We start from the raw sequence: 20,989 nt of genomic DNA, 5'->3' as shown, positions 1-20,989 counted from the left end.
GGGCCGCGAGCCGCAACGGCCTTGAACTCAGCCCGGCCACTCCCGCGCTTCCAGCCGCCCCAGCAGCAGCTCGACGGCCGATCCCTCCATCCCACGGACCCAGCGCTGCGTGCCGGACCCGAACGACGAGACGGTCCGCCCGCGCTCCCCGCCGGTGAGCCGCACCTCCACCTGCCCTGACGCGACGCTCACGCCCCGCAACGCCCCCGCCGCGACCATCGCGGCGAGCGGATCGTGGAGCGCGCAGCGACGGTCGGGGAAGACGCGGCCGTCGTAGAAGTCCAGGTACGCGGGCAGCATCGCGGCCAACGCCTCCGGTAGCGCGCCGGCGATCGCTTGGAGGCGCACGAGGTCGGTGGCATCCAGGGTCTGGGTCATCGTGACGTCGAGGGGCACGAGCGTGATGTCCCAGTCCTGCGCGAACACGACGGCCGCGGACTCGGGGTCGTTGTGGATGTTCGCCTCGGCCCACCGGGTGACGTTGCCCGAGTGCGCGAACGCGCCGCCCATCGCGACGAGGCGCTCGAACGCGGCGACGCCCGGCACCTCGGCATAGGCGGCGAGGTTCGTGAGCGGCCCGAGGGCGAGCACGGTGAGATCCGGATGCCGGGAGGCGAGGTGATCGATGAGCTCGACGGCCGGCCGCGCATCGTGGGCGCGCGCCGCGGCGGTCAGCGCGATCCCGCCGACGCCGTCGTCACCGTGCACGTGCGGGGATCCACCGGCGTAGGCGCGGTCGCGGAAGTCGTGGGCTCCCACGGCGACGGGGATGTCGTCGACACCGGCGAGCTCGAACAGCGACAGGGTGTTGGCGGCCGCGCGGGCGGCATCCGTGTTCCCGGAGACGGTGGTGACGCCGACGACCTCGACGGCGGGCTCGGCGAGGAGGTAGGCGAGGGCCAGGGCGTCGTCGATGCCCGTGTCGCAGTCGACGAGGATCGGGCGGCGGCTCATCGGGCCACCCCGTACGCGTCGAGGGGCTCGAGCGCGGGTTGCGATGCCTCATCCGCGACGGCAGCAGCCCCCACGGCACAGGCCCGCGCGAGCGCCTCTGCCTCGGCGTCGCCCCGCAGCAGGCCGCATACCAGCGCGGCGCAGAAGGCGTCGCCCGCGCCGACGGTGTTGCGCACGGTGGTCGCGACCCCCGCAGCCTCGGCCACGAGGGCGCCGTGGCGGTACAGGCGCGCGCCGTCGGCTCCGAGCGTGACGCACAGGAGCGGGGCGTCGTGCACCTCGGGCAGCTGGGCGTACTCCGTCTCGTTCACGATGACGAGGTCGCATCGGTCGAGGACCGCCCGGGGGAGCGGACGGGCGGGAGCGGCGTTGAGCGCGAAGAACCCCGCCGCGCGTGAGGCCGCGTCGACGACGGCATCCGATACCTCCAGCTGCATCAGCACGGCCGCACCGGGTTCGATGCCCAGGGCGTCGGCGTCGATGTCGGCGTTCGCCCCCGCGCACACGACGATCGAGTTCTCGCCCGTCGCGTCGACGACGATCAGCGCGGTGCCGGTCGGGTCGTGCGAGGTCTGCACCCCCGTCGCGTCGATGCCGAGGCTCTCGAGGTGATTCCGGATGCCACGCCCCTCGGCGTCCTCACCGACGGCGCCGATCATGCGCACCTCGGCACCGAGCCGCGCGGCGGCGACAGCCTGATTGGCGCCCTTGCCGCCGGGCCCCCGCTGCAGTTCGCCGTCGGCGACGGTCTCGCCGGGCCCCGGCGCGCGCAGCACGCGCGCGGTCAGATCGACGTTGATGGCGCCGACTACCGCGAGTTTCGGGGCGGCGGTCATCGGCCGGTCACCGTGGCGACGGCGCGGAAGGAGGGGGAGGGTTCAGGGCTCACGAGATCCACCCTGTCACCCTCAGTGCAGCAGCAGCTTCGCCACGACGAGGAGCGCCGACACCACCGCGGCCCCCACCGCCGTCAGCACCACGGTGAGCGGGGAGTAGCCGCGCAGGCGTGCGCCGGTGGTCGCGACCACGACGAGGTAGGTCATCGCGACGCCCACTCCCCAGAGCAGGGCCGTCGACAGGTCCACCCCGGTCAGCGTCAGCAGCACGACGACCAGCAGGGGCGCGAAGGTCACCGACACCATGGGCGCGCTCACGCGCATGTGGTGCGAGATGATCCGCGACGGGCGTTCCGTCGAGACGTCGCCGAGCGAGTACGCGAAGACGTGCGTGGCGAAGTAGACGATGTTCGTCAGTGCGACCACCGCGACGACGATCCCCAGGTCGGTGTCGTTGAGACCAAAGAGCGTGGATGCCGAGACCAGCGCGCCGTAACAGCCCGCGCTGATGCGTTCGGCAGCGTCGTTTCCGAGGCGTCGGGACGGGGCGGGTGCGGCGTCGGGGGAAGTCTTCATGTCGGAGTCACCCTAGCGGGGGCCCCGGCGCAGCCCCGCCGACGCGATCGCCACGACTGTGCCGACGGCCACGCCGATCACCGTCTCGAGCACGCGGTCGCGGAGCAGCGTCTCGGGTCCGACCGGGGAGGCGAGCGAGATCATGAGCAGCGCGAGGGGCGTGATGAACACCATCGCGATGGCATAGTTGCGGCCGACGAAGAGTTCGGCGCCGGCCTGGAGGGCGATCGCGACGACCAGCACGGCCCACGCCGGCAGCTGAAGCGCGAGCAGGCCCGCGGCGATGAGGACGCCGAGGAGCGTGCCCACGAGGCGCTGCACGCCACGGACGAGGCGCGCGGTCACGTGAGCGCCGCCCACGGCCGCGACGGCGCCGACCATCGCCCAGTACCAGTGGGTGCCCACGAGGAGTGCCCCGGCGACCCCGGCGAGCAGCGCCGCGAGGCCGACCGTCGCGGTCATCTCCCACGCCACGGCGCCGATCGGTGGGCGAGGTCGCGTCGGCGGTCGCCACGACCCGCGCCGCGCAACGACGAACAGTGCGGTGACGAGGAGGCTCCACACGACACTGCTCCCGGCGACCACGAGCACCGTCAGGAACGTGCTCGTCGTCGCCGGGAAGCTGGCGCACGCCCCCGCGGCGAAGACGCTGAACAGTGCGCCGGGAGGGTGCCACTGCGCCCGGTAGGCGATCAGCGTGACGATCGCGGCAACCACCGCGATCACCGCGACACTCACGAGTGCGGGGGCGGCGACGAGGGAGAGGGCCGTGCCCACCAGCATGGACGCGATCAGGATGCCACCGGCCGAGGCCTGCATCCGCACGCGCGTGCGCGGCAGATCGTGACGCCCGTACAGCGCGGCGAAGGCGCCGAACGACGCGTAGACGCTCAGGTCGAGCCGGCCGAGCGCCAGCAGGACGGCGAGCGGGACACCCACGCTGAGCGCCGCGCGCACCGCGACGCGGTGATCGCCCCGGTGCGGACCGATGCGGATCACCCCGGTCCACACGCGTCCCCGGGATTCCGCCATTTCTCCAGCGTACGCCGCGGTGCCGCGGTCGTTCGAACCTCGCGACCGTGGCATCCCGGCATCCGCTGTGATGGGGTGGACACATGGATGCCGACCGTGAGAAGCCCCCGATCGACCCCGGCCCCGAGCCCGACACGTCGACGGCGGCGGAGGGCGAGACCTCCGATCCGTCGCTCGACCACGACGATCATCCGATCGAGTAGACCCCGACCCTTCGACGTCGAAGGGTGCGGCGCGTGCGGGGCGAACCCGTTCCGTAGGGTGGAGGGTCCCCGACCCGTACGAGGAGAGACGTGTTCCGCACGCCCCTGACCCTGTTTCGCACGCTCGCGATCGCCGAGGCCATTTCGTGGACCCTCCTGATCGGCGGGCTCATTCTGCGCGCGACGGCCGACCTATCGATCGCGGTGTCGATCGGGGGTGGCATCCACGGGTTCGTCTTTCTCGCGTACGGCGCGACAGCGGTGCTCGTCGCGCTCAACCAGCGGTGGGGTGTGGGGCCCGCGGCGATTGCGATCGTCAGCGCCGTGATCCCGTACGCCACGATCCCCACCGAGGTGTGGCTCCACCGCACCGGGCGGCTGCGCGGCGCATGGCGGCTCGAAGACACCGCCGACCCGCGTGACGCGCGCCCCCTCGACCGGCTGCTGCGGTTCTTCCTGCGGCGGCCGTGGGTGCTCGGCATCCTGATCGCGCTCGCCGTGGCGCTGATCTTCGTGGTGCTGCTGACCCTCGGCCCGCCGGGCGGCAAGGGCTGAGACGTCTGGGCCATGTCCCACTTTTGGCTGTCTGCTGAGGCTCTTGCCGACCATTTGTGGGACATGCGCCGCCAGAAGTGGGACGAGGTCTAGCGGTCGGCGCTCAGCTCCGGGTCGAGACCGTGACGGTGAACTTGCGGTCGCGAGCGACCTGACGTGTCGGTCCGACCAGGCGCTCCAGCGCCGGCCGGTACTGCAGGGCCGAATTCCAGACCGTCCACAGCTCGCCGCCGGGACGCAGAACGCGCGCGGCGTCGGCGAACATGCGCGGGGCGATGCCCTCGGTGATGGCCGCCCCCGTGTGGAACGGCGGGTTCAGCGCGATGAACGACGCACTGCCGTCGGGCTGCGCGCTCAGCAGATCGTCGCGCACGACGTCGACGCGCTCGGCGACGCCGTTCGCCTCGGCCGTTGCGCGCGCCGACGCCACGGCGACGGCCGACTGATCGCACGCCACCACGCGGAGGGACGGATGCCGCGTCGCCAGGGCCGCGGCCACGACGCCCGTTCCGCACGCGTAGTCGATGGCGTCGTCGCCCCGAGGCTCGGGGAGGTGGGCGAGGAGGAGGCGTGTGCCTATGTCGATCGACGCCCCGGCGAAGACCCCGCCGAACGCGCGGACCTCGAGCCCGTCGACGCGCGCGCGCTCGGGCTCCGGATCGGTGCCGTCTCGCGGCCCCCGCGCGACGAGCACCCGCGACTTCTGACGGGCGTGCGTGACATCGACGCGGTCGAAGTGCTCGCGCACCACGTCGTTCATGGTGACGGTCATGTGCTTGAGGCGTCCGCCGGCGAACACGACGGCGTCGGGGTGCGCGTGCGCGGCGATGACGCCCGCGATGTCGCGCAGCGCGTGCAGTGACCGGGGGAGGCGCAGCAGCACGACGCGCGCGTCGGCGAGCAGGGCGGCATCCCGGTCGTGCGTGGTGAACGTGCCGTCGAGGCCCGCCCGGGCGGCGTTGGCGGCGAGCGCGCGTTCGCCGGTCAGGCTGTCTTGGTGCACGCGGATGCCACGCGCCCCCGCGTCGGCGGAGCCGAGGGTCAGGGCGCCGTAGGCATCGTCGATCACGACGAGCTGCCCGTCGTCGAGCGCGGCCCGCGCAGCGGCGGACTCGTCGAGGATCAGGCGGTCGGCGGCATCCACGGCCACGAGGTCGGGAGCCTCGAAGTCGGGCCAGCGGCGGAGGTCGTCGAGGGAGAAGGGCACCCGGTAACGCTACTCGGGTGCCGGGGTTTCCCCCCGACGCGTGGAGCCGGACCCGGCGAGAAACGCCGATCGCGGCGAGAAACGCCGTGCGAACGCGTTTGTCGCCGTAGACCGCGTTTCTCGGTGGAGGGCGGGGACTTACCGGGTGCCGAAGTGGAAGGGCAGCGCCAGCGAGGCGGCGACGAGGATGATGCCGAGAGCGAAGAACAGCCCCGGTGCGGCCAGCGAGAACGACAGACCGAACAGCAGCATTCCGCCGAGGAACAGGAGGAGCGAGACGATGAACATGAGGATCCCTTCGGTCGCTCCAGGCTATCGTGCCGCGTCGGGGTCGAGGTTCCGCCCCGCCCGCTCGCCCAGCGCCTCGTGCGTCCAGAGCGTGCTTCCGGCGACGGCGGCGGGCATCACGGCTACGGCGCCCAAAGGGATGAGGAAGCACAGCTGCGTCGCGACGCCGAAGCCCAGGGCGCGCGCCCGGTTCGCGCGGAGCACCGCGCGTCGGGCGCGCCGATCGAGGCCCCGCGCCGCGAGCGCGCGCGAGGTGAGTTCGTCGGCGAGCAGCCATCCGGTCAGGAGCAGTCCCACCATGAACCCGAGCACCCCGCCCACGAGCGGGATGAGCCCGAGGAGCCACGCGGCGAGGGCGGAGAGGGCACCGCGCGCGATCAGTCGCACGGCGTCGCCGATCGCCCGCCAGAAGCCGTACTCGGTCTCGGGGACGTGCCCAGTGGCCGACAGTTCGGTGGCGCGCCAGATGCGGTCGTAGAAGGGTTCGCCCACGGTGAGGGTGACCGCGGTGAACGACACGATCGCGAGAAACGCCACCGCGCCGAACGAGGCGACGCCGATCGCCGTGCGCACGATCGTGGCCCAGAGCGGATCCCAGTCGTCGGCGAAGGGCGTCCAGTCGTCGACGACGTTGCCCAGCAGCACCGCCCACGCCACGAGGGCGGCGGCGAACAGCAGACCCACGACGAATCCCGGGATGAGACCGAGGGCCATCGCCCCGGGCGAGCGGCGCCACTGGCCGAGGCCGCGCAGGAGCATCCGTGCGCCCTGGAGGAACTCGTGCATGCGTGAAGTCTCGCATCTCGCGGTGGAGGCGGCCGGGTCCGGCGCCGCCGGACGCCGTGTCGGTGGCAGCTGCGAGGATGTGCGCATGCGCCTCCGCACCACGTCGACGCAGCGCACGTACCGGTACGTGCGGCTGTCGATCATCGGCGCGACCGCGCTGTTGGCCGTGTCGGTCGCTCTTCAGATGGCGACCGGCGGAGTCCTCCCGTCGTTGAGCGCCGCGTACTACACGCCCGCGGGCCCGCTCTTCGTCGGGAGTCTGTGCGCCGTCGCGCTCGCGCTGTTCGTCCTGTCGGGGCGGAGCGTCGAGCAGGGGCTCCTCGACGTGGGCGCGGTGCTCGCTCTCGCGGTCGCGGTCGTGCCGACGACCGTCGAGGGCCCGGCCTGTCCCGGGGGTGGGCGGTGCGTTCCGGCCGCGGTCGTGCCGACGGTGGTGAACAACGGGGTGGCCGTGGCATCCGTCGTGCTGGCCGGTGTGATCGTGGCGGTCATTCTGGCGGCGGTGCAGGGGACGCTGTCGCGCGGGGTTCTCCTGACCACGGCGGCGGTGGCGGCGGTGCCCGTGGGGTTCGGTGCCTGGGCGGCGCTGGATCCGTACAGCTTCCTCGCGGTGGCGCACAACGTCGCCGCGATCGCGTTCTTCGTGCTCGTCGCCGCCGTCTCGTCGATCGCCGCCTGGCGACCGCAGGGCGTCCGGAGGGGGCTGCGCGGCGCGTACGCGACGGTGGCGATCGGCATCCTGGTGTGTCTGGCGGGTGTGCTCGTCGCTCTCGCCGCAGGTCTGCCGGGCGACGTGCCGTGGGTGCTCGTGGGGGAGGGGGCGGCGCTCGCGCTGTTCGCGGTGTTCTGGATCGTCCAGACCGCCGAACTCTGGAACGATCCCGACCCGGCGCTCCGCGCCTGAGGACGCCGGGAATATCCTCGGAACCCCTCCGTTGAACTTGATACGCAGTCGCTCAAGTCCGAAACTTGAGTCTGTTCGACTCACGTATCACAGGAGACGGAATTGCCCGAAGATGTCACCCCCGGTGCCGGGGACAACGGCGCCCAGTCGTTCGACGAGTTCCTCGCGCGCTACCTCGCGGGCGAGCGTGCCCGCGCCGAACGCTCCATCGACCTGAGCCGGTTCCTCAGCTCCCGCACGCAGGAGGCGCTGCAGCAGGCCGGACGCTTCGCCCTCGGTCGCGGACAGCGCGAACTCGACGCGTTGCACGTGCTGCACGTGCTCGTCGGGCAGTCGCCCGCGCGCGAGGCCGTGTCGCGCCTGGGAGCTGACCCCGCCGCGATCGCGCGCGCTGCGGAAAGCCGTCTGCCCGCCGCGGGACCCGCCGCCGACATCGACGGCGCCGTGGTCGCCGGGTCGGTGCAGCGCGCGCTGTTCCACGCCTTCCAGGTGGCCCGCGCCGCCGGGTCGACCTACGTCGACCCCGACCACCTCTTCTTCGCGCTCGTGCTCGCGCAGGACGCCCCCGCCGGGCAGATCCTCGCGCAGGCCGGTGTCACCGCCGAGGCGCTCACCCAGGGCGTGCGCGAGACCCTCGTGGGCGGCGACGAAGCCACGGTCGCCGCCGACACGGCATCCGCGACCCCCAACCTCGACCGCTTCGGCACCGACCTCACCGCCCTCGCCCGCGAGGGACGGCTCGACCCGGTGATCGGTCGCGCCGACGAGATCGAGCAGACCCTCGAGATCCTCAGCCGCCGCACGAAGAACAACCCCGTGCTCATCGGCGAAGCGGGCGTTGGCAAGACCGCTGTCGTCGAGGGCCTCGCCCGCGCGATCGTCGAGGGCGACGTGCCCGAGCAGCTGCGCGAGACGCGGGTCGTGTCGATCGACCTGGCCGCGATGCTCGCCGGAGCCCGCTACCGCGGCGATTTCGAGGAGCGCCTGACGCAGACCATGGACGAGATCGCCGCGCAGTCGGGCGGGCTCGTGGTGTTCATCGACGAGATCCACACCATCGTCGGTGCGGGTGCCGGCGGCGAGGGCGCGATGGACGCCGGCAACATCCTCAAGCCGCGTCTGGCTCGGGGCGAGGTGCACCTCATCGGTGCCACCACGCTCAAGGAGTACCGCACGATCGAGAAGGACCCCGCTTTGGAGCGGCGCCTGCAGCCCGTGCGCGTCGGCGAGCCCTCCGTACCGGACGCCGTCGAGATCCTGCGGGGTCTGCGCTCCGCGTACGAGGAGCACCACGGCGTGACCTACACCGACGAGGCCCTCCGCGCCGCGGTCGAACTCGGTCACCGGTACCTGCCCGACCGGGTGCTGCCCGACAAGGCGATCGACCTCATCGACCAGGCGGGCGCACGTCTGCGCCTGCGCCTCGGGGCGAAGGTCGACGTGTCGGAGCTCGTGTCCCGCCTCGCCGAGCTCGAGGCCGACAAGAACGCCGCCGTCTCGGCCGAGCACTACGAGGAGGCCTCGCGCCTGCGCGACGAGATCGCCGCGGTGCAGCAGCGCCTCGACGCCGTGACGTCGGCCCCGGCCGCGGGAACGGTCGTCGACGAGCCCGAGATCGCCGCGGTGATCAGCCGGGCGACCGGCATCCCCGCCGCGCGTCTGACCGCGACCGAGCGCGGACGCCTGGCCGGACTCGAGGACGAGCTGCACGCCCGGGTCATCGGACAGGATGCCGCCGTCACCGCCGTCGCGAAGGCCGTGCGCCGCAACCGCACCGGTCTCGGCGACGAGCACCGGCCGGTCGGATCGTTCCTGTTCCTCGGTCCCACCGGCGTCGGCAAGACCGAGCTGGCCAAGGCCCTGGCCGGGTCGCTCTTCGACGACGACTCCGCCGTGATCCGCTTCGACATGAGCGAGTTCGGCGAACGGCACACCGTGTCGCGCCTGATCGGTGCCCCTCCGGGATACGTCGGCTACGACGAGGCCGGTCAGCTCACCGAGCGCGTGCGCCGCAACCCCTACTCGGTCGTGCTGTTCGACGAGATCGAGAAGGCCCATCCCGATGTCTTCACCCTGCTGCTGCAGGTGCTCGACGACGGGCGCCTCACCGATGGTCAAGGACGCACGGTCGACTTCCGCAACACCGTGATCGTGATGACGTCGAACCTGGGCGGTGAGGTGCTGGCATCCCGGTCGGGGGCGATCGGATTCACCACGACCGGGCGGGAGTTCGCCGACGACGACCTGCGCGATCGCGTCATGGGCAAGCTCCGCGAGGCGATGCGGCCCGAGTTCCTCAACCGCATCGACGACATCGTCATCTTCCGCAAGCTCGAGAAGGCGCAGCTGCGCGAGATCGTTCGGCTGCTGCTGGGCGCGACCTCGCGGCGGCTGGCCGCGCGCGAAGTGTCGATCGAGGTCACCGAGGCGGCCATCGACCGGCTCGCCGAGGTCGGGTACGAGCCCGAGTACGGCGCGCGGCCGCTGCGACGGCTCATCCAGCGCGAGATCGACGACCGCATCGCCGACCTGTTCGTCTCGGGCGAGATCACCGACGGGGGAGCGGTGACGGTGGATGCCACGGCATCCGGGTTCGTCGTCCGAGCCGCCGTGGAGGCGCTCGCCGCGTGACGGCTGTGGGGCCCCCGGAACCTTCGGGTTCCGGGGGCCCTGTGCTGTCTCCGGCCGGCGCGGTCGCTCGCAGAACTCCTGCGGGTCGCGGCATCCGGGGTCCGGTTTGCGGGTCCGGGCGCATTCTGCAGGAGTTGTGATGGATGCCACGGGTGCCGGGTGCGATGTCGGTGGGACAGGGCAGAGTAGGGGCATGAGTCGTATCGGAGCGATCTTCAGTCCCTACCCGCACCCGCCCGAGGAGTTGCGCGATGCCGCGCGCGCCGCGGAAGATGCCGGCATCGAAGAGCTGTGGCTGTGGGAGGACTGTTTCCGCTCCTCGGCGTGGGCGGCCGCCGCGGCGGCACTGGCCGTGACCGACCACCTCCGCGTCGGCGTGGGCATCGCCCCTCTCCCGCTGCGCAACGTCGCGGCATCCGCGATGGAGGTCGCCACGATCGAGCGCCTGTTTCCGGGCCGTCTGCTGCCGGGGTTCGGTCACGGCGTGCAGGACTGGATGCGGCAGGTCGGGGCCAAGGCGGCCTCGCCGCTGACGCTCATGCAGGAGCAGCTGCCCGCCCTGCGCGCGCTGCTCGCGGGTGACACCGTGAGCGCCGAGGGACGCTACGTGCGCCTGCGCGATGTCACCCTCGACTGGCCACCGGCCGAGGCGCCGCGCGTGTACGCGGCGGCGGAGGGGCCGAAGACGCTGCACCTCGCGGGTGCGGTGGCCGACGGGGTCATCCTCGACAGTCGGCACACCGTCGATGAGATCGCCGAGGCGGTCCGCGCGGTGCGCGCCGGCAGGGGTGAAGCCGGACGCGAGGGTGCCCCCGACATCGTGGCGTACGTGCTCACGGCCTTCGGCCCGGGGGCCCACGAGCGTACGGCCGCCGTGCTGAAAGACCGACCGGATGCCGCCGACCGCGCGCTCGCCGGCTCCGTGGCCGAGGTCGCCGAGGGCGTGGCGCGGTTCCAGGCCGCGGGGGTCGACGACGTCGTGCTGCTTCCCACCGACGACGCTGATCTGCACACGTTCTTCTCCGCCGTGGGCCAGGTCGCGCTCGAGCTGCCCGACGCCGGGGGCGTGTCGTGAGGCGCGGCGCGGTTTCGCTCGGCGTCGCCGGGTCGCTCGGCCCCGAGGCGATCGCCGAGATCGCCGTCGCTGTCGAGCGCGCGGGCTTCGACACGCTCTGGGTCAACGACACCCCCGACGGCGATGCGCTGGCCGCGCTCGCCGCCGCGGCGCACGTCACGCAGCGGCTGCGGCTCGCGACCGGGGTCGTGCCGGTCGACCGCCGACCGGCCGCCGAGATCGCCGCCGAGGTGGCCTCGCTCGGCCTCCCCGCCGACCGCCTGACGATCGGCATCGGGTCGGGCATCGCGAAGGCGGGGGCGCTCGCGCGCGTCCGCGACGCCGTCGATGTGCTCGGCGACGCGGGGGTGCCCCGCGTGATCGTGGGCGCGCTGGGCCCGAAGATGCGCCACCTGGGTGCCGAACGCGCGCAGGGCGTGCTGCTCAACTGGGTGCCGCCGACCGAGGCGCGCGCGCAGGCCGAGGCGCTGCACGCGGTCGCGCCCGGCGCGCACGTCGCCGTCTACGTGCGCACGGCGATCTCCTCGGCGGCGCGCGAACGCCTCGATGCCGAAACCGCGCGGTACGCCTCGTTCCCGAACTACGCCGCGAACTTCGCGCGGATGGGGGTGGATGCCGCCGACACGACGATCCGCGACGTCACCGACCTGGCCGATGCCCTCGACGCGTACACCGCTGCCGCCGACGAGGTCGTGCTGCGCGCGATCGTTCCCGACGACACGGTCGCCGCCTACGTCGAGTTCGCGCGGCGGACGGGGCCTGCTCCGCTCTGATGTCGCGCGCGGGCCCGGGCCGGCGCGGCCCCGTGCGAATCGGGCGACCCGGCCCGTGGCATCCGTGTGCCTGAGACACTGATCGGATGCCACGACGTCGAGGTCTCCCCGTCCGCTCGGTCGCCCGAGGGGCGCTGGCGTTGCTGCTGATCGCCGCCGGTGTCAGCCACGTGACGTGGGGTCGTCGCGGATACCGCATCGTCGTGCCGGACTGGGCGACGCGGATGCTGCACACCGACAAGGACGCCATCGTCGTGGCATCCGGAGCGGTGGAGGTGTTGCTCGGGACCGCTCTCGTCGCCCTGCCGCGAGAGCGTCGCCGGGTCGGGGCGGTGATCGCGGCGTTCTTCGTCGCCGTGTTCCCGGGCAATGTGCACCAGTGGCGCACGGGCCGCTCGGCCCCGGGCCTGACCACGGATCGCGCGCGCTTCGCGCGGCTCTTCCTGCAGCTTCCGCTCGTGGCGTGGGCGTGGTGGGCGACGCGCGAGCGCTGACGGTGGGCGCTGGCTTCGGTTCGGGCGGTGGTTGCGCGGTGTCACACCCGCGATAAACGCGATTCCCGACCAGAAACGCGCCGTCCACGCGTTTCTCGGCGGAGATGGCGTTTATCGCGGGGGTGTGGCGGCCGCGACACGGGGTGCCCCTGCTGTGCTCTTCCCGGTTGTGCTGCGGCGTGCGGTCACGCGGTCCCGCGATAAACGCGATTCCCGACCAGAAACGCGCCCTCCACGCGTTTCTCGCCGCGGATGGCGTTTCTCGCGGGCGTGTGGCGGCGGCGATACGTGGCGCCCCTGCTGTGCTCTTCCCGGTGGTGCTTCGGCGTGCGGTCACGCGGTCCCGCGATAAACGCGATTCCCGACCAGAAACGCGCCCTCCACGCGTTTCTCGCCGCGGATCGCGTTTCTCGCGGGCGGTGGCGGTGGCGGTGGCGGTGGCGGTGGCGGCGGCGGGGCGACGGCGGGCGTGCGGCGGCGGCGGGGCGGCGGGGTGTGCGGCGCGGGAGGGGCATCTGGGAGTGCGGAGCGCAACCCGACCGGCGATGTCGGAGGGGGATGCCAGGATGCCGTCATGCTCTTCGGCGACATCGAAACCGCGCTCGCGACGGTGGCGGGCACGCGGTCGCGCCTGGCCAAGGTCGACGCGCTGGCCGCGGTGCTCGGTGGGCTCGCCGCCGACGAGATCGTGCCGGCGGTGGGGCTGCTCACTGCGGCGCCGCGACAGGGGCGGCTCGGCGTGGGCTGGCGCACCCTCGCCACCCGCGGGGGCGACCACGCCGCCGCCCCGACGCTGTCGGTCGGCGACGTCGACGCGGCCTTCACCCGCCTCACCGCGATCTCCGGCAGCGGATCGGCCGCGGCGCGCACCGCCGAGCTCGACGCGCTGGCCCGGCGCGCGACCGCGGCGGAGTGGAACCTCCTTGTACGCGTCATGACCGGTGAGCTGCGCACGGGCGCCCTCGAGGGCGTGCTCCTGGATGCCATTGCCCGGGCATCCGATCGCGACGGCGGTCTCGTGCGCCGCGCTGCCATGCTCTCCGGCGATCTGGGAGAGACAGCGGCCATCGCGCTCACCGGCACCCCCGACGCCCTCGCGGCGGTCGGACTCGTGGTCGGACGCGGGGTGCACCCGATGCTGGCCTCCACCGCTCCCTCGGTCGCCGAGGCGCTGGCCGTCGCGGGGCGCGCGTCGGTGGAGTACAAGCTCGACGGTGCCCGCGTGCAGGTGCACCGCCGCGGCGACGAGGTGCGGGTCTTCACCCGCACGCTCGCCGACGTCACGCACCGCGTGCCCGAGATCGTCGAGGTGGCGCGCTCGTTGCCCGTGACCGACGTGATCCTCGACGGGGAGACCCTCTCGCTCGACGACGACGGTGCTCCGCGCCCGTTTCAAGAGACGATGGCGCGCTTCGGGGCAGAAACTGCTCGGGCGATTGCCCTGCGCCCGTGGTTCTTCGACCTCCTGCACGTCGACGGGCGCGATCTCGTCGATGAACCTCTCGCACGGCGCCGTGCCGAGCTCGATCGCATTGCCGCCGACTTCCGCATTCCGGCGATCGTCACCGACGATCCCACCGAGGCCGAGACGTTCGCGCGTGACGCGCTCCGGGCCGGGCACGAGGGGGTCATGGTCAAGGGCATCGACGCCCCCTACACAGCGGGGCGGCGGGGCAAGAGCTGGCTGAAGGTCAAGCCCGTGCACACCTTCGATCTGGTGGTTCTGGGCGTCGAGCGGGGGTCAGGGCGTCGCGCCGAGTGGTTGTCGAACCTGCACCTCGGGGCGCTCGACTCCGAGGGGACGTTCGGCGACCCCGGCGGTTTCGTCATGGTGGGAAAGACCTTCAAGGGTCTCACCGACGAGCTGCTGCGCTGGCAGACCGCGCACTTCGCCGAGCGGCAGATCGGCGCGGTGCCCGGTGGCATCCGGGTCGTCCCCGACACCGTCGTCGAGATCGCGATCGACGGGGTCCAGCGCTCCTCGCGCTACCCCGGCGGCGTCGCCCTCCGGTTCGCCCGTGTCAAGGCCTACCGTCCCGACAAGCCGGCCGCCGAGGCCGACACCATCGATACGCTGCGCGCGCTCCTTCCCGGAGCGGGTGCGGCGCCCACGGAAGGATGACGCGATGAGCCGTGCCCCCTGGCTCGACGGCGAGCTCGAGTTCCGCAGCTTCGGTACACCCGGCGCGCCCCGCCCCGTGCTGGTGCTGCGCACCGGCGATGTGGCCACGACCGACCCCGACGTGCGGGTCACATCCGCGTTCGACGTGCGCGTCGTCGCCGTCGGTCTCGACGCCCCCGAGATCGAGGACCCGCCGGCGTTCGGCGGTCAGACACCCGCCGGTCTGACCGTGCAGGCCCTCCGCAACCTTCTGGAGCGCGAAGCGCCGGGAACGACGGTGGGGCTCGTGGGGGAGCGGTCGGCCGGGCCGCTGGCGATCCACCTCGCCGCGGCGATGGGCGACATCGTCGACCGGCTCGCGATCGTGGGCGTGGAGAGCCCGTCCGACCCCCTCAGCCGTGACATGGACACACCGATGCTCGGTGGGCTCGTGGCCGAAACGCTCGTCGTCGTGGGCGGGGAGGGCACGGCCGGTGTCGCCGACGCCGAGTGGTACGCCCGACACCTTCCCGCGGCGCGCATCGAGGTGGTCCCCGCTGATCGTCTCGAGACGACGAACGGGCAGCTCACCCTCACCTCGGTGTGGGAGAGCGTCCTCGCGCACGTGGCGCCGGGTGCCGAACGGCGCTGAGCGCCTGTCACCGAACGACGCTCACGCCCCGCGCGTAACCGCCCGCACCAGCACGACGTTCGACTCCTCGTCGACCTCGACGTTCTCGGTCTGCGCTTTGAGGAAGTCCGAGAAGCTGCGGAAGCCTAGTGCCTTCTCGCTGAACGAGGGGTCCAGCCGCTTCATGAGGTCTTTCACCGCCGAGGCGTGCAACCACTCGCCGTCGGCGCGCTCGCCCTCCAACTGCATCGCCCGCTCGAGCAGATTGACCGCGGGATCCTGCGACCGCTTGCGGGCACGAGGACGCGAGGGCGCGGTGTCTTTCTTCGTCTCGGTGAGCTTCGGGATGCCGGGGAGGCCGTCGTAGTTGTCGAATCGGTCGCACGCCGAGGCGAGCGACTTCGCGGTGGAACCCGCGACGCCGATCCCGACGACGTACCGTCCGAGGCGCTTACAGCGCTGCGCGAGGGGCACGTAGTCGCTGTCGCCCGCGACGATCACGACGTGCGACAGGTCGGGGAGGCGGAACATGTCTTCAACGGCATCCACCGCCAGGCGGATGTCGGCGCCGTTCTTGGCGTATGCCGCCGCGGGAAACAACTGCACGAGGTCCACGGCGCGCGCGACGAGTTGCGACCGGTATTCCGCGTTCACCGGCGCCGACCAGTCGGCGTAGGCGCGCGTGAGCACGAGGGTGCCGAACGAGGCCGCGTAGTCGATGATCGCGCCGACGTCGATCGTGGCCTTCGTCAGGCGCTCGGCGATCTCGGGCTCGATGGGGTTCTCGGCGATCTTCTGCCGATCGCGCGAATACGCGTTTCGTCCGTGCACGCGGTCGTACCAGGACATCACGATGTTGTCGAAGTCGAGGTAGACGGCCACGCGGGCGTTCTGGGTATCCAGCATGCCTTCAGTCTCTCCCGACATGGCGCGAGACGGGAACCCCGGTCAGCGCTCCCCGGGGTAGACCACGCCGATCTGTCGACGGACCTCGTCGAGAACGCCCATGATCGCCACGGTGTCATCGATCGAGAGGATGTCGCTCGTCGTCGCGCCCGCGGCGACCAGGCGCTCGGCGGCCAGCGCCTGGAACTGCATGCCGCGGCCATCCACGGCGCCGTCGAACTCCTCGAGCACGGCGCCGTCCGGCCCCACGACGCGGAACGTCGTGGGGGTGTACCAGACGCCGTCGATCTCGATGCGGGCCTCGGTCCCGACGATCTGGGCGACGTTCATGCCCCTCCCGCGAGACGACGACACCGTCGTGGACAGGGCGCCGCCGGGGTGCACGAACACCGTCGCCACCTCGGCGTCGCTGCCGGCATCCGACAGGCGCGCGAGCGCCGTGATGCGCTCGGGAAGCCCCAGCACGTCGACCACGAAGGCGATCGGGTAGATGCCGAGGTCGAGCAACGCGCCACCGCCGAGCTCGAGGGAGTTGAGGCGGTGCTGCGGGTCGGTGGAGATCTTCTGCGTGTGGTCGGCCGAGACGACGCGGATCTCGCCCAGCGTGCCGGCGTCGAGGATCTCGCGGATGCGGACCATGTGCGGGAGGTAGCGCGTCCACATCGCCTCCATCGCCAGCAGTCCCTTCTCGGCGGCGCGATCGCGGATGACAGCGGCCTCGCTCTCGTTGAGCGTGAAGGGCTTCTCGACGAGCACGTGCTTGCCGTGGTCGAGCGCGAGGAGCGCGTTCTCGACGTGTCCGGGGTGGGGGGTCGCGATGTAGACGATGTCGACGTCGGGATCGGCCACCAGATTGGCGTAGGAGCCGTGTGCGTGCGGGATGTCGTACTGCTCGGCGAACGCCCGGGCGCTCTCGAGCGTTCGGGAGCCGACGGCGGTGACGTCGAGGCCCGCGGTGCGCAGGTCGGAGGTGAAGGCGTGCGCGATGCCGCCCGTTGCGAGGATGCCCCAGTGCAGTCCGGTCATGGGCTCCACCGTATCCGGGTGCGGGAGGGGAACGCGCGGACGCGCGCCGACACCGGGCGGATGCCACGGGTTAGGCTCCCGACATGACGCCCGTCGAGCGCTTCCGCGAGCTGCTGGCCATCCCGACCGTGTCGCACGTCGATACCTCCCGCACCGACACCGCGCGGTTCGCGGAGTTCCGCGCGGCGCTCGAGCGGCTGTATCCGCTCGTGCACGCCCACCTCGAGCGGGAGATCGTCGCCGAGCACTCGCTGCTCTACCGATGGCGGGGGCGGAGCTCCGACGCGCCGGTCGTGCTGCTCGCGCACCAGGACGTGGTCGACGTCGAAGGTCAGCGGTGGTCGCGACCGCCGTTCGCCGCCGAGATCACGGGCGAAGGCTCCGCGGCGGAGCTGTACGCGCGGGGCGCGATCGACGACAAGGGCGCCCTCGTGGCGATCTTCGAGGCGGTCGAGCAGGCACTCGCCGACGGCGTCGTTCCCCGCGCCGACGTGTGGTTGGCGTTCGGTCACGACGAGGAGACTCTCGGGACGGGGGCGCAGGCGATAGCGGCCCTGCTCGCCGAACGCGGGGTGCGTCCCGCGCTCGTGCTCGACGAGGGCGGCGCGGTCGTCGAGGGAGCGGTCCCCGGCGTGTCGGTGCCGACGGCGATGATCGGCGTCGCCGAACGCGGGGTCGCCTCGTTCGACCTCATCGCGCGCGAGGCGGGAGGACACGCGTCGACCCCGCCTCGTCTCCCGGCGACGGCGCGGCTCGCGCGCGCGATCGACCGGCTCCATCGCCGGCCGTTCCCGCGGCGCCTGGCTCCGCCCGTGCGGGCGATGCTCGCCACCGCGTCCGCGCACACGGGCGAGCCGCTGCGCTCGCTGTTCCGGCGCGCGGAGCTGACGGCTCCGCTGCTCACCGGCGTGTTCGCGCGGCTCAGTCCCGAGACCAACGCGCTCGTGCGCACGACGGCCGTCGTGACGCGGCTGAGCGGTTCCGCGGGTGAGAACGTCCTGGCGACCGAGGCTCGGGCGACGGTCAATGTACGGCTGCTCACCGGCGATACTCTCTCGGATGCCGCGATCCACCTGCGGCGCGCGATCGCCGACCCGCTCATCGACATCGAGCTGCGCCACGGGTCGGATCCGTCGCCGGTCTCGCCGTGGCAGGGGGAGTCCTGGCGACGTCTGTCGGGCGCGGTGACCGAGACCCTCGGCGCCGAGGTCGTCGCTCTGCCGTACCTGCAGCTGGGCGCGAGCGACAGCCGGTTCTACACGGGCCTCACCGAGCACGTCTACCGCTTCACTCCCTTCCACCTCACCCGCGCCGAACGCGACGCGCTCCACGCGCCCGACGAGCGGATCCGCGTCGAGGTGTGGGTGCGGGGCATCAGCTTCTACCGGTCCCTGCTGGCATCCTGAGACCGCCCCGGCCGCGCCGGCGCCGGCGCCGAGGCGTCGAAGGGCGCACGGCGTCGGCTATTCTCGTGTGACCGGTCACGCATGCGAGCGCGACCCACGCGATGAGGCGGACCATGAGCGATACCGACACACCGGATGCCACGGGCAGGGCCCCGAGCATTCGTGACGTCGCTCGGTTGGCCGGGGTCTCGTACCAGACGGTCTCGCGCGTGATCAACAACAGCCCGCAGCTGCGGCCCGAGACGGCCGCGCGCGTGCGGTCGGCCATCGCCGAGCTGAAGTTCGTGCCGAACCAGGCCGCGCGGGCGCTGGCGACCAGCCGTACCCGATTGATCGGCGTGCTCGGCCCGCGCACGACGACGCACGGTGTCTCGTCCATGGTGCAGGCCGTCGAATCGGTGGCGCGCCGCGCCGGTTATCGGCTCACCCTCACGAACCTCGGGACGAGCGCCCCCGATGACGTGCGCGCCTCGATCGACCACCTCGTGCAGCAGTCGATCGAAGGCCTCGTCGTGGTCGCCCCGCAGACGCGGGTGATCCCGATCCTCGAGGAACTGAAGCTCCCGGTGCCGGTGCGCATCGTGTCGTCGACGGGGTCGGCGATCCCGACGTCGACCTTCAATGATCAGGTCTCCGGGGCGCGCGCGGCCGTGCGCCACCTCGCCGAGCTCGGGCACTCGCGCATTCTCCACATCGCCGGGCCCCGCGACTGGCTCGAGGCCGATCACCGCATGCGCGGGTACCTCGCCGAGATGGACGCGCAAGACCTGTCGCCGCGACCGCCCGTGCTGGGGGACTGGACCGCGCAGTTCGGCTTCGAGGCCGGCATCGAGTTGCTGCGAACCGAGGACGCCACGGCGGTGTTCGCCGGCAACGACCATATGGCGCTCGGGTTCATGCACGCCGTTCGGGCGCTCGGACGCTCGGTTCCGGAGGACATCTCGGTGGTGGGATTCGATGACGTTCCCGAAGCCGCGCACCTGTGGCCACCGCTGACGACGGTGCGCCAGGACTTCACCGGCATCGGCCAGCGCGCGATGTGGGATTTGCTCGATGATCTCGGAGTTTCGCACGACGGTGAGACCGCCCCGGAGCCGGATCATCTGCGGTTCATCGTGCGCTCCTCCACGGCGCCACCGAGCCGCTGATCACGTCACGGTTTGGCAACGCCTGATCTCGGAACGCACGGGGACTTGACAGCGGAGCCCCGGGGCGAGGTAGCATCACACTCACAATGTGAACGGTCACATCACCGCCACACTCAGCCGACGGGACTCGCTGCGGAGCGACTCCGTCGAGACGAAGACGTTTCGAACGACGCGTACCCCGCCTCGCCGACCCGGCCTCGTTTCGCCCCGTCGAGAGCGTGACGACGTGCCGTCCGCGCTGATGCGGTGGGCTCCATGTGGAGAGACCGCGACATCCAACCCAACGAAGGGAACCAGAGTGAAGAAGCACAGCATGCTCACCATGGTCGCGGGGGCCTCCGTCCTCGCGCTGAGCCTGGCCGGTTGCGCCGGGGACCGTACCGGTAACAGCGGCGGCGACGCTCAGGAGTCGGGCGGCATCATCGGTGTCGCCATGCCGACGCAGCAGTCGGAGCGATGGATCGCCGACGGCAACAACGTCAAGGCGCAGCTCGAGGAGCTCGGCTACCAGGTCGACCTGCAGTACGCCAACGACGACATCCCCACGCAGGTCTCGCAGATCGAGAACATGATCACCTCGGGCGCCAACGCGCTCATCGTGGCCTCGATCGACGGCACGACCCTCACCGACGCGCTGCAGCAGGCCGCCGACGCCGGCATCCCGGTGATCGCGTACGACCGCCTGATCAACGGCACCGAGAACGTCGACTACTACACGACGTTTGACAACTTCCAGGTCGGCGTGCAGCAGGCCACGTCGCTGCTCACGGGCCTCGGCGTCCTCGACGCCGAGGGCAACGAGACCGGCGCGACCGGTCCGTTCAACGTCGAGCTGTTCGCCGGTAGCCCCGACGACAACAACGCGACGTTCTTCTGGAACGGCGCCATGGCGACCCTCCAGCCCTACCTGGACTCGGGCGTCCTCACCGTTCCGTCGGGTCAGACGGAGTTCGGTCAGGCCGCGATCCTTCGCTGGCTGCCCGAGACCGCGCAGGAGCGCATGGAGAACATCCTCACGGTCATCGGCGACACCAAGCTCGACGGCGTTCTCTCGCCGTACGACGGTCTGTCGATCGGCATCATCTCGGCTCTGACCTCGGGCGGCTACGCGGCCACCGCGCTGCCGATCGTCACGGGTCAGGACGCTGAGGTCGGCTCGATCAAGTCGATCATCGCCGGTGAGCAGTACTCGACGATCTTCAAGGACACCCGCGAGCTGGCCAAGCAGGCCGTCACGATGGTGGACAACATCCGCAAGGGTGAAGAGGTCGAGGTCAACGACACCGAGACGTACGACAACGGCGTCAAGGTCGTTCCCTCGTACCTCCTCGAGTCCACGATCGTCACGAAGGACAACTACGAGACGGTCCTGGTCGACAGCGGTTACTACACCGCCGACGACCTGAAGTGATCCCGCGGGAGAGCCCTGCTCTCCCGTCCGCTTCCGCCGCGACCGG

At 71.8% G+C, this 20,989-nt stretch carries 20 protein-coding genes; 11 read left to right on the top strand and 9 right to left on the bottom strand.

Annotated elements, in window-relative coordinates:
* Nucleotides 1-27: 27 nt before the first annotated feature.
* The 4 genes from ACU6WY_RS09910 to ACU6WY_RS09895 all read right to left on the bottom strand — a co-directional run bounded on the left by ACU6WY_RS09910 (nucleotide 28) and on the right by ACU6WY_RS09895 (nucleotide 3,398).
* Nucleotides 28-954 (bottom strand): nucleoside hydrolase, encoded by a 927-nt coding sequence (locus ACU6WY_RS09910; protein ID WP_483819496.1) that lies wholly within the window; start codon nucleotides 952-954, stop codon nucleotides 28-30.
* Nucleotides 951-1,790: a ribokinase gene (locus ACU6WY_RS09905; protein WP_483819495.1), complete on the bottom strand. Its 840-nt coding sequence runs from the start codon at nucleotides 1,788-1,790 to the stop codon at nucleotides 951-953. The genes ACU6WY_RS09910 and ACU6WY_RS09905 overlap by 4 nt, the downstream gene beginning before the upstream one ends.
* 72 nt (nucleotides 1,791-1,862) lie before the next feature.
* Entirely contained in the window at nucleotides 1,863-2,366 is a 504-nt protein-coding gene (locus tag ACU6WY_RS09900) for a hypothetical protein (RefSeq protein WP_483819494.1), read from the bottom strand.
* A gap of 12 nt (nucleotides 2,367-2,378) precedes the next feature.
* Nucleotides 2,379-3,398, bottom strand: coding sequence for an FUSC family protein (locus ACU6WY_RS09895; protein WP_483819493.1), 1,020 nt, complete (start codon nucleotides 3,396-3,398; stop codon nucleotides 2,379-2,381).
* Between the two features lie 293 nt (nucleotides 3,399-3,691).
* Between ACU6WY_RS09895 and ACU6WY_RS09890 the strand changes: the two genes are divergently transcribed.
* Nucleotides 3,692-4,156 (top strand): DUF3817 domain-containing protein, encoded by a 465-nt coding sequence (locus ACU6WY_RS09890; RefSeq protein WP_483819492.1) that lies wholly within the window; start codon nucleotides 3,692-3,694, stop codon nucleotides 4,154-4,156.
* 103 nt (nucleotides 4,157-4,259) lie between these two features.
* On the opposite strand, the gene ACU6WY_RS09885 is transcribed toward ACU6WY_RS09890, so the two are convergent.
* The 3 genes from ACU6WY_RS09885 to ACU6WY_RS09875 all read right to left on the bottom strand — a co-directional run bounded on the left by ACU6WY_RS09885 (nucleotide 4,260) and on the right by ACU6WY_RS09875 (nucleotide 6,437).
* Nucleotides 4,260-5,363, bottom strand: coding sequence for a class I SAM-dependent methyltransferase (locus ACU6WY_RS09885; RefSeq protein WP_483819491.1), 1,104 nt, complete (start codon nucleotides 5,361-5,363; stop codon nucleotides 4,260-4,262).
* Between the two features lie 138 nt (nucleotides 5,364-5,501).
* Nucleotides 5,502-5,651 carry a hypothetical protein gene (locus ACU6WY_RS09880; protein ID WP_483819490.1) on the bottom strand — a complete coding sequence of 50 codons (150 nt, stop codon included), beginning with the start codon at nucleotides 5,649-5,651 and terminating at the stop codon, nucleotides 5,502-5,504.
* Nucleotides 5,652-5,675: 24 nt separating this feature from the next.
* Nucleotides 5,676-6,437, bottom strand: coding sequence for an EI24 domain-containing protein (locus tag ACU6WY_RS09875; protein ID WP_483819489.1), 762 nt, complete (start codon nucleotides 6,435-6,437; stop codon nucleotides 5,676-5,678).
* A gap of 85 nt (nucleotides 6,438-6,522) precedes the next feature.
* On the opposite strand from ACU6WY_RS09875, the gene ACU6WY_RS09870 reads away from it, so the two are divergent.
* The 7 genes from ACU6WY_RS09870 to ACU6WY_RS09840 all read left to right on the top strand — a co-directional run bounded on the left by ACU6WY_RS09870 (nucleotide 6,523) and on the right by ACU6WY_RS09840 (nucleotide 15,067).
* Nucleotides 6,523-7,341: a hypothetical protein gene (locus ACU6WY_RS09870; RefSeq protein WP_483819488.1), complete on the top strand. Its 819-nt coding sequence runs from the start codon at nucleotides 6,523-6,525 to the stop codon at nucleotides 7,339-7,341.
* A 102-nt stretch (nucleotides 7,342-7,443) separates the two neighbouring features.
* Entirely contained in the window at nucleotides 7,444-9,972 is a 2,529-nt protein-coding gene (locus tag ACU6WY_RS09865; RefSeq protein ID WP_483819487.1) for an ATP-dependent Clp protease ATP-binding subunit, read from the top strand.
* Nucleotides 9,973-10,165: 193 nt separating this feature from the next.
* Nucleotides 10,166-11,047, top strand: coding sequence for an LLM class flavin-dependent oxidoreductase (locus tag ACU6WY_RS09860; protein ID WP_483819486.1), 882 nt, complete (start codon nucleotides 10,166-10,168; stop codon nucleotides 11,045-11,047).
* Nucleotides 11,044-11,820 (top strand): LLM class flavin-dependent oxidoreductase, encoded by a 777-nt coding sequence (locus tag ACU6WY_RS09855; RefSeq protein WP_483819485.1) that lies wholly within the window; start codon nucleotides 11,044-11,046, stop codon nucleotides 11,818-11,820. Before ACU6WY_RS09860 ends, ACU6WY_RS09855 begins: the two co-directional genes overlap by 4 nt.
* An 86-nt stretch (nucleotides 11,821-11,906) precedes the next feature.
* The gene (locus ACU6WY_RS09850; RefSeq protein ID WP_483819484.1) at nucleotides 11,907-12,314 is read left to right on the top strand and encodes a DoxX family protein; all 408 of its coding nucleotides are present in this window, start codon (nucleotides 11,907-11,909) and stop codon (nucleotides 12,312-12,314) included.
* A 574-nt stretch (nucleotides 12,315-12,888) separates the two neighbouring features.
* A complete protein-coding gene (locus ACU6WY_RS09845) occupies nucleotides 12,889-14,436 on the top strand; it encodes an ATP-dependent DNA ligase (RefSeq protein ID WP_483819483.1) in 1,548 nt (515 codons plus the stop codon).
* Nucleotides 14,437-14,440: 4 nt separating this feature from the next.
* The gene (locus tag ACU6WY_RS09840; RefSeq protein WP_483819482.1) at nucleotides 14,441-15,067 is read left to right on the top strand and encodes an MDR/zinc-dependent alcohol dehydrogenase-like family protein; all 627 of its coding nucleotides are present in this window, start codon (nucleotides 14,441-14,443) and stop codon (nucleotides 15,065-15,067) included.
* Nucleotides 15,068-15,088: 21 nt separating this feature from the next.
* Here the strand turns inward: ACU6WY_RS09840 and ACU6WY_RS09835 are convergent, their stop codons facing one another.
* Entirely contained in the window at nucleotides 15,089-15,952 is an 864-nt protein-coding gene (locus ACU6WY_RS09835) for an NYN domain-containing protein (protein WP_483819481.1), read from the bottom strand.
* Between the two features lie 42 nt (nucleotides 15,953-15,994).
* Nucleotides 15,995-16,978 carry a Gfo/Idh/MocA family protein gene (locus ACU6WY_RS09830; protein WP_483819480.1) on the bottom strand — a complete coding sequence of 328 codons (984 nt, stop codon included), beginning with the start codon at nucleotides 16,976-16,978 and terminating at the stop codon, nucleotides 15,995-15,997.
* A gap of 83 nt (nucleotides 16,979-17,061) precedes the next feature.
* Here ACU6WY_RS09830 and ACU6WY_RS09825 point away from each other — a divergent pair, with 83 nt between their 5' ends.
* The 3 genes from ACU6WY_RS09825 to chvE all read left to right on the top strand — a co-directional run bounded on the left by ACU6WY_RS09825 (nucleotide 17,062) and on the right by chvE (nucleotide 20,943).
* Nucleotides 17,062-18,384, top strand: a complete 1,323-nt coding sequence (locus tag ACU6WY_RS09825) for a M20/M25/M40 family metallo-hydrolase (protein ID WP_483819479.1) — start codon at nucleotides 17,062-17,064, stop codon at nucleotides 18,382-18,384.
* A 113-nt stretch (nucleotides 18,385-18,497) separates the two neighbouring features.
* Entirely contained in the window at nucleotides 18,498-19,532 is a 1,035-nt protein-coding gene (locus ACU6WY_RS09820) for a LacI family DNA-binding transcriptional regulator (RefSeq protein WP_483819478.1), read from the top strand.
* A gap of 313 nt (nucleotides 19,533-19,845) precedes the next feature.
* Nucleotides 19,846-20,943 (top strand): multiple monosaccharide ABC transporter substrate-binding protein, encoded by a 1,098-nt coding sequence (chvE, locus tag ACU6WY_RS09815; protein ID WP_483819477.1) that lies wholly within the window; start codon nucleotides 19,846-19,848, stop codon nucleotides 20,941-20,943.
* Nucleotides 20,944-20,989 lie beyond the last annotated feature (46 nt).

Source organism: Microbacterium sp. ZW3a (assembly GCF_057167165.1).
The sequence above is the reverse complement of the archived record's forward strand: the minus strand, read 5'-3'. Positions and strand labels throughout refer to the sequence as shown.

Excerpts from the sequence above, each read along its gene's own strand:
- ACU6WY_RS09910 (WP_483819496.1), bottom strand. The coding sequence starts at position 954 with ATGAGCCGCCGCCCGATCCTCGTCGACTGCGACACGGGCATCGACGAC.
- ACU6WY_RS09905 (WP_483819495.1), bottom strand. The coding sequence starts at position 1,790 with ATGACCGCCGCCCCGAAACTCGCGGTAGTCGGCGCCATCAACGTCGAT.
- ACU6WY_RS09900 (WP_483819494.1), bottom strand. The coding sequence starts at position 2,366 with ATGAAGACTTCCCCCGACGCCGCACCCGCCCCGTCCCGACGCCTCGGA.
- ACU6WY_RS09895 (WP_483819493.1), bottom strand. The coding sequence starts at position 3,398 with ATGGCGGAATCCCGGGGACGCGTGTGGACCGGGGTGATCCGCATCGGT.
- ACU6WY_RS09880 (WP_483819490.1), bottom strand. The coding sequence starts at position 5,651 with ATGTTCATCGTCTCGCTCCTCCTGTTCCTCGGCGGAATGCTGCTGTTC.
- ACU6WY_RS09875 (WP_483819489.1), bottom strand. The coding sequence starts at position 6,437 with ATGCACGAGTTCCTCCAGGGCGCACGGATGCTCCTGCGCGGCCTCGGC.
- ACU6WY_RS09870 (WP_483819488.1), top strand. The coding sequence starts at position 6,523 with ATGCGCCTCCGCACCACGTCGACGCAGCGCACGTACCGGTACGTGCGG.
- ACU6WY_RS09860 (WP_483819486.1), top strand. The coding sequence starts at position 10,166 with ATGAGTCGTATCGGAGCGATCTTCAGTCCCTACCCGCACCCGCCCGAG.
- ACU6WY_RS09850 (WP_483819484.1), top strand. The coding sequence starts at position 11,907 with ATGCCACGACGTCGAGGTCTCCCCGTCCGCTCGGTCGCCCGAGGGGCG.
- ACU6WY_RS09845 (WP_483819483.1), top strand. The coding sequence starts at position 12,889 with ATGCTCTTCGGCGACATCGAAACCGCGCTCGCGACGGTGGCGGGCACG.
- ACU6WY_RS09840 (WP_483819482.1), top strand. The coding sequence starts at position 14,441 with ATGAGCCGTGCCCCCTGGCTCGACGGCGAGCTCGAGTTCCGCAGCTTC.
- ACU6WY_RS09835 (WP_483819481.1), bottom strand. The coding sequence starts at position 15,952 with ATGCTGGATACCCAGAACGCCCGCGTGGCCGTCTACCTCGACTTCGAC.
- ACU6WY_RS09830 (WP_483819480.1), bottom strand. The coding sequence starts at position 16,978 with ATGACCGGACTGCACTGGGGCATCCTCGCAACGGGCGGCATCGCGCAC.
- ACU6WY_RS09825 (WP_483819479.1), top strand. The coding sequence starts at position 17,062 with ATGACGCCCGTCGAGCGCTTCCGCGAGCTGCTGGCCATCCCGACCGTG.
- ACU6WY_RS09820 (WP_483819478.1), top strand. The coding sequence starts at position 18,498 with ATGAGCGATACCGACACACCGGATGCCACGGGCAGGGCCCCGAGCATT.
- chvE (WP_483819477.1), top strand. The coding sequence starts at position 19,846 with ATGCTCACCATGGTCGCGGGGGCCTCCGTCCTCGCGCTGAGCCTGGCC.